Below are 7,859 nucleotides of genomic sequence, written 5' to 3'. Positions count from 1 at the left end.
GTTCCTTCTACTTTTGTTTGACCTACTTTTGTATTTGTAATGTCATAACCTTTTACTTCTGTTTGATATCCGTCTACTGCTTGTTCTTTTACTTCATACTTGTACGCTACTCCATTTGCATCATAGACTGCTAGGTTGTCAAATTTGTATTTCCAACCATCTACCGCTGTTACTTCTTTCGTGTCCACTACTTTCTCATTTTGTAGTAATTCTACTTTGATTGAACTTGGACGATCTGTTGCGTTATCGTCTTTCCATGTCTTTGTTCCTTCTACTTTTGTTTGTGCTACTTTTGTATTTGTAATGTCATAACCTTTTACTTCTGTTTGATATCCATCTATCGGTTGTTCTTTCACTTCATACTTGTACGCTACTCCATTTGCATCATAGACTGCTAGGTTGTCAAATTTGTATTTCCAACCATCTGCCGCTGTTACTTCTTTCGTGTCTACTACTTTCTCATTTTGTAGTAATTCTACTTTGATTGAACTTGGACGATCTTTCTCGTTATCGCCTTTCCATGTTTTTGTTCCTTCTACCTTTGTTGTTTGTACCATTTTTGTATTTGTAATGTCATAACCATTTACTTCTGTTGTGTATCCATCTATCGGTTGTTCCTTTACTTCATACTTGTACGCTACTCCATTTACATCATAGACCGTTAGGTTGTCAAATTTGTATTTCCAACCATCTGCCGCTGTTACTTCTTTCGTGTCCACTACTTTCTCATTTTGTAGTAATTCTACTTTGATTGAACTTGGACGATCTTTCTCGTTATCGCCTTTCCACGTCTTCGTTCCCGCAATAGATGTAGTTTTCACTTTATTTGGAATTGGCAACTTAACTCCATTTACAGCATCTGATTTAACTTCAAAAACCACTTTTGCTTGAGGGTCGAAATCAACATAGTCTGGAGCTGAAACTTCTTGCACATAATATTTACCTGGTTGTAAATTAGGAATTTCAATTATCCCTTTTTCATCTGTTTTATAGACATCTCCAACTTGTTCATCAGACTCTTTATACAACTTAAACGAAACATTTGGGATTACTTTTTCTTCATCCCCTTCAATATGCTTCACAATTTTTAGCGTTCCTCTTGGAGTCACGTTACCTTCAGCACCACCGCCAGCTGTCATATTTTCGACTGGATGAGTACCCGATTCAGTAACTGGTTCTTTGTTTAGAACTTGGTAGTCAATCGTATAATCATTCTTAAAAAACTCTTGCTTCTTCCCAGCTTCCGTTATAGTGGATGTATAACCAATCGTAAAGGCAGCAAGACGTGCTTTATCCTTATTAAGTACAACTTTAAATGATCTGTCTCCAGTAAAGGTAATCGTTCCGTAACCTTGCTTTTCAAGCTCTTGTAGCGTTAAAGATCGACGACCTAGATAATCATCTACACTTATATAGAAACTATCCTTATTAAGTGTTTGACCTTCCTGTAAATTATCAGTCACAACAATATCACGACTTAACTCTTCTTTATTTAAGTTTATATTTAAGAACCAACGCACCTCACCTGGCTTACCTCTCATATCACCAGTTTTATAAAAAAATGGACCCTTTCCAGGATCTGTACCACCACCGCTTGTTGGACCGGTAATTATTACAGACTGCTTATCTACATTTGTACCGAAACTGGTTTCAATCTCTTTCTTTTCATCCGTTCCTACATTAGCAGCTTCCACGAAAAAGTTTAAATACCCTTTAATATTTTGATGTGTACTCACTTTATCATTAAACGTACATACCACAGTACCTGCAGTGACTTTACAAGTACCATAGTCATCTAATAGAAACTCTGTGTCTAATCCTTTTAATTCTGGAGGCAGTTTTAATGTTAGTGTGTCTCCAGACTTCAGCTTAAGGCCATTTTTTTCACTGAAGTTTACAGTGACTTTAGTCTGTTGTCCGATAAAAAGATCTGTTTTATCAATCTTAAAACTATCCACAAGTCCTGCTGTGTTTAGCTCTTGCGCATTAGCTACTATAGGTAAAAGACTCTGACCTATAGTAAACATGAAAATCATTATAATCGAAAAAATCGAAGTAACTCTTTTTAAATACATATTTTATGTTGTCCTCCTATAAAATTAAAAATAGATAGATCCTGGTACAAACATACTATGACAAAGATTCTATTATTCAATGTCATTAAGCTATTATCATCTTTTTCTCTTTTTTCAACCCTTCTATTACTTAGAAACTTGAAGTTTGACTTTTATATAGATTCATCTCATTTCTCCGACATGTCTAAACTATGTTATTTCTGGCCTATATTGTTTAACAAAAACAGATTAAGAAATTCAAATTGCAAATACACATGGACGGACCATAGAATAACTTCAAAGTCAGAAGAAGACAATTCAAAAAGCACTCACGATAAAACGCATGAAAGTCTTTCGTCTTATTATGCCGTAAAGTTTCCAAAACTTCTTCACATCTACCGCAAACGATTGCGCAACAACACCAAAAATTGTAGTGTGGGCAAATATAGACCAGCTATTTCACAGCGAATATGCATTTGGCCAACTTCCATACTTATCCTCCAAAAGAATAACAAGAAGTACCATCTATAATCGAAATTAGCATATCAACCGAGGAAAGTTCGAACTGTGAAACATGCTAGGATACTCGTATTCTAAAAAATGTTATTGAAGATGCATTTTCTGCCATTATGAGTTGAGGTGAAATTGGCCATATGTTAAAACGTTTGGTGTTTAATTACACAGCCAACCTACACACCGAAACAAGTAGAACAAAAAGCGTTCTACCGCCAGCATTATATAATTAAAAACGCTCTGGATGAAGTATTGTTTGCCTATGCAAGATGATAGTCATATTCTCCAAATTTGAATACAGTGGACCGAATTTGGGGGTAACTAAAAAAGAGTATGATTGTCAACTGATTTCATGTAAATCGCATAGAAATACGAAATTCAGCCTTTTCATTTTTGGAGTATATAAATGAGTGTCGAGAAAAAACACTTTGCCTAATGGGTTCCATGGCTATGTCGAAGAATTAAAATGAGCTTATATATGATGATAATATCAAAACCGAGAGATTTATATCCTTTCATTATTTTTTATCAAATCATGAAAACTTCAATTGTACTATATGTACTATTTTAAACATATCCCCCTAGTTTCTTGACTAAGCTGGAAGTTTTCAAGATTAATTACTAATTGGTTAGATACTTGGTTAGATGAATTGTTATTTTAGTATTTGGCATAGCTGTAACAATGTTTTTTACAACAATCACACCATTTCCTAGTAACATCCCACCAACTAATAATACATATATGGATTTTTGATAATTTTACCCCCAACAGTCTATTATTCTAGAATCGTTCCTAAAAATCAATAGTTAATTGGTACTTTACTATTTTCACTTCATCACCATAACATATATTTGTCACATGTATTTATATTAGTAAACTGAAATAAAAAAAAGAGACAGCTCTGCCATCTCTTTTTTATTTCAGTTTACCCTCATCAAGACGTACGTGAGGTTCTCCCCCATACGTCTTTTCGTTGATCTTCTTTCTTTGACATCTAATCAGTGTATAGACTGATTAGATGTCTTTATATCAACTTGTATATCACTTCTAAACAAAAATAAGTATCTTTTCTTTTGTCTATTACATTTTTTCTGGTGCAGATACTCCTACGATTGCTAATGCATTTTGAAGTGTCGTGCGTACTGCTTTCATTAATTCGTAACGAGCTTTACTTAATTCTAAGTTATCTTGGTTTAATACTTTTTCTGCATTGTAGAAGCTGTGTAATGCTGCAGCTAATTCAAATGCATAGCTTGTAATGCGGTGTGGCAGACGCTTTTGCGCTGCATCCGCAACTACAGCTGGGAATTCACCAAGTTTTTTCAGTAACTCTACTTCTTTCTCAGAAGTAACAAGTTTGTAATTTACGTCTCCGCCTGTAGCTAATCCTAACTCTTCACCTTGACGAAGGATACTGCATACACGAGCATGTGCATATTGTGCATAGTATACTGGGTTTTCATTAGATTTTGATACAGCTAAGTCCATATCGAAGTCTAAATGAGAATCACCGCTACGCATTGCGAAGAAGTATCGCATTGCGTCCACGCCTACTTCTTCCATAAGCTCACGAAGTGTAACTGCTTTACCTGTACGCTTACTCATYTTCATTTTTTCACCATTTTGGTACAGTTGTACCATTTGGATGATTTCTACTTCAAGTGTTTCTTTATCGTAACCTAGTGCTTGAATAGCAGCCTTCATACGAGGAATGTAACCGTGGTGGTCAGCACCCCAAATGTTGATTAGCTTATCGAAACCACGCTCTAATTTATCACGGTGATAAGCGATATCTGGCGTTAAGTATGTGTAAGAACCGTCATTTTTAATTAATACACGGTTTTTGTCGTCACCGTAAGTCATTGAACGGAACCAAGTTGCTCCGCCTTCTTCAAAGATTTCGTCACGCTCTTTTAATACAGCAAGAGCCTGATCAATTTTTCCGTTTTTGTATAATGATGTTTCTGAGAACCACACATCGAAGTTAACACGGAAGCTTGCTAAATCTTTTTGAAGTTTTGCTAACTCATACTTTAAACCGTATGAACGATAGAATTCATAGCTTTCTTCTGCATCAGCTTTTGCATAACGATCGCCAAACTCTTCAGCTAAGCGTTTACCGATTCCAATGATGTCCGCACCATGGTAACCGTCTTCTGGCATTTCTTTCTCTAAACCTAAAGCTTGCATGTAACGAGCTTCAACAGAAAGAGCTAAGTTATGAATTTGGTTACCAGCATCATTAATGTAGTACTCACGAGATACATCATATCCTGCTTTTGCTAATACGTTACATAAAGTGTCACCTACTGCCGCACCACGTGCATGTCCTAAGTGAAGATCACCTGTTGGATTCGCAGATACGAACTCAATTTGTACTTTTTCACCTTTACCAGTATTCGTTTCACCGTATGCTTCACCAGCGTTGACGATTGTTGGGATTAAGTCTGTTAAGTAGCTATTATCCATGTAGAAGTTAATGAAACCAGGACCAGCGATTTCAATTTTTTCAATAGAAGCTTTTGCTTTATCGAAGTTTGCAACTAAGTCTTCTGCAATCATACGAGGTGCTTTTTTCGCAACGCGTGCAAGTTGCATTGCCATATTTGTAGAGAAGTCACCATTTGTTTTATCTTTTGGAGATTCTAATACAACGTTTGGAATTTGTTCTTCTGTCGCTAGTTCTGCCTTTAATACAGCAGCTTGAATTTCTTCTTTAATCAATCCTTTTACTTGTTCTAAAGAATTCATTATTTTGCCTCCTTCAAATTAAGTGTAATTGTATATCTGCCAGCTTCTTGTTCACTTAGAAGCAATGCGTACGTTAAGAAGAGTTGTCCTTTTTTCTTTTCATCCGACCATTTAAAAAGAACGTTATCAGTTTTCGTTTGCAATGCAAACGTACCAAGTTCACTCGTATACGTACCAGTTGTCCATTCACCTTTCACATGCGTCTGACGCATAGAAATAGCACCTGAACGCATAATGAGAACTTGTTCATCTTGAATTTTAATAATTGTTTTCACTTCGCCTTGTTCGTTCGGCTCTTGGAATGTTATATATGTACCTTGACCTTTTACATAGTATTGACCATTTGCTTCAAAAGCAACGGTTTCCTTCCTCGCCCCTTCACGGATTTCTGTTACGAAATGAACGTGTACCGGCAAGCCTGCAAGTTGTTTCTTCACGTCTTGCACACCCTTCAAATGTTATAGATATTAAATACTACTTATAATAAATCACTTTTCCTATCATATCAAAAAAAGACTCTGTCTGTCTGCTGAAAAATCAGGAAAACTCCTTTTCAAAAAATAATTCACCTTCACTTTATTTCATATGTTAAAATATTTTTTAAATCTAAATATTCTTTCATTTAAAGGGGTGAATTTGGTGCTACCAACAAAATTAAAAAAAGGTGATGAAATAAGGGTTATTTCACCATCTTGTAGTTTAAGTATTGTCTCAAATGAAAACAGAGACCTTGCTATAAAAAGATTAACCGACATAGGCTTTCAAGTTACATTCTCAAAATATACTGATGAGATAGATCGATTCGCTTCCTCTTCTATTTCTTCACGAGTTCAAGACCTCCACGAAGCATTTAGAGATCCTAATGTAAAGGCCATTTTGACGACACTTGGCGGATACAACTCTAACGGTTTATTGAAACATCTCGATTATGATTTAATTCGAGAAAATCCGAAAATTTTCTGCGGTTATTCTGATATTACCGCTTTAAGTAACGCGATTTATGCTAAAACAGGCTTAGTTACATATTCAGGTCCTCACTTCTCTTCATTTGGAATGGAGAAAGGGCTCGATTATACGACCGATTACTTTTTAAAGTGCTTAACTTCTCATGAACCTATTGAAATACTACCAGCTGAAACTTGGAGCGATGACTCTTGGTATATGGATCAAGAAAATCGAGAATTTATTAAAAATGAAGGATATGTTTCAATTCAAGAAGGGGAAGCGATGGGAGATATTATTGGTGGCAATATGAGCACATTTAATTTACTGCAAGGTACACCATATATGCCAAGCTTACAGGGCAAAATTTTATTTCTTGAAGAGGATAGTTTAACAGGAAAATCTACCCTAAAAACTTTTGATCGATATTTACATTCTCTTATGCATCAACCYGACTTTGAACATGTAAAAGGCATTGTTATAGGACGAATGCAAAAAGGAGCAGAATGTACGATAGAAGACATTCAAGAAATGATTGCTTCAAAGCCTGAACTTACACATATACCTATCATTGCAAATACAAGTTTCGGACATACAACTCCTATTTTTACTTTCCCAATTGGCGGAAGGGCAAAAATCATTTCTAATAAAGAAAGTTCAGCTATCACCATTTTAACGCACTAAAAAAGGAGCGAACGATTCGCTCCTTTTATGGTTTTTCTATTTTTTGCAACGCTTTTTGCGGGATTGATTCTTTTGAGATTTCAGCCCATCCTTTTCCCTGCATACCTTTTGCATAAATTTTTATAAAAGCACCCGTATGCAATTCACGGTTCACCATTCTTTTAATAACTTGTAGCTTTCCATCTTCTGTATACCCTTTAAATGTATACAAATATTCATCGTCTTTTTTCTCACTTTTATCTATAACAGCATAATAATCTTGTATTTCTTTATTTGAAAAGAAGTTGTCTACAAAAGCATGCACACCTTCTGTTTTCGTGTTTAAATAATATGCTGTTCCACCTAAAATAATGGCGAACACAGCTAAAACTTTAATTACCAATTTCATAAATGCGCCTCCTGTTTGCACTGCTTTCTCACTAGCCGTATGTCTATACCTGTATTATACGAAAAAAGGCATACTATACTCTATCGAAATGCCTTACACTTTCCTTACATTATTGTAAGAGTTTTTCACCTTACAGCGATTTCCCAATAAAAAATTTTTCCGTTTAACAAACTTTTATATTATTATTGAATGATACAAATTTTTATTACAAAAATCAAAGGAGACAGTTTTCAAATGGCTATCTTGCAAGGTTTAGCACTATTACTTGTTGTACTTTGTCTATTTACACTTTTCAGTTACCGTGCGCCTTACGGAATGAAAGCAATGGGCGCTTTAGCTAATGCAGCAATCGCAAGTTTTCTTATTGAAGCATTTCACCGTTATATTGGTGGAGAAATGTTTCATAATGACTTTTTACAATCAGTAGGAGAAGCTTCTGGTAGTATGAGCGGTGTCGCAGCGGCAATTTTAGTCGCATTAGCAATCGGTGTTTCACCCGTATACGCTGTTTTAATCGGTATAGCTA

The 7,859-nt window shown here is 35.4% G+C and carries 6 protein-coding genes; 2 read left to right on the top strand and 4 right to left on the bottom strand.

Annotated elements, in window-relative coordinates; genetic code table 11:
- The 3 genes from AC1DJR_RS11860 to AC1DJR_RS11850 form a co-directional block, all read right to left on the bottom strand.
- A partial coding sequence (locus AC1DJR_RS11860; RefSeq protein ID WP_477002678.1) for a Cna B-type domain-containing protein occupies positions 1–2,075 on the bottom strand: 2,075 nt, incomplete at its 3' end.
- 1,573 nt (positions 2,076–3,648) lie between these two features.
- Entirely contained in the window at positions 3,649–5,319 is a 1,671-nt protein-coding gene (gene argS, locus AC1DJR_RS11855; protein ID WP_002143903.1) for an arginine--tRNA ligase, read from the bottom strand.
- Entirely contained in the window at positions 5,319–5,756 is a 438-nt protein-coding gene (locus AC1DJR_RS11850) for a YwiB family protein (protein WP_002089794.1), read from the bottom strand. Before AC1DJR_RS11850 ends, argS begins: the two co-directional genes overlap by 1 nt.
- A gap of 148 nt (positions 5,757–5,904) precedes the next feature.
- Between AC1DJR_RS11850 and AC1DJR_RS11845 the strand changes: the two genes are divergently transcribed.
- Entirely contained in the window at positions 5,905–6,945 is a 1,041-nt protein-coding gene (locus AC1DJR_RS11845) for a S66 family peptidase (protein WP_429687391.1), read from the top strand.
- A gap of 25 nt (positions 6,946–6,970) precedes the next feature.
- On the opposite strand, the gene AC1DJR_RS11840 is transcribed toward AC1DJR_RS11845, so the two are convergent.
- Positions 6,971–7,333 carry a YxeA family protein gene (locus AC1DJR_RS11840; protein ID WP_002130097.1) on the bottom strand — a complete coding sequence of 121 codons (363 nt, stop codon included), beginning with the start codon at positions 7,331–7,333 and terminating at the stop codon, positions 6,971–6,973.
- 234 nt (positions 7,334–7,567) lie between these two features.
- Between AC1DJR_RS11840 and AC1DJR_RS11835 the strand changes: the two genes are divergently transcribed.
- Positions 7,568–7,859, top strand: a 292-nt coding sequence (locus AC1DJR_RS11835) for a PTS sugar transporter subunit IIC (RefSeq protein WP_477002677.1), incomplete at its 3' end; no start/stop codon positions are given.

Source organism: Bacillus sp. 05T31, from assembly GCF_056396725.1.
The sequence above is the reverse complement of the archived record's forward strand: the minus strand, read 5'-3'. Positions and strand labels throughout refer to the sequence as shown.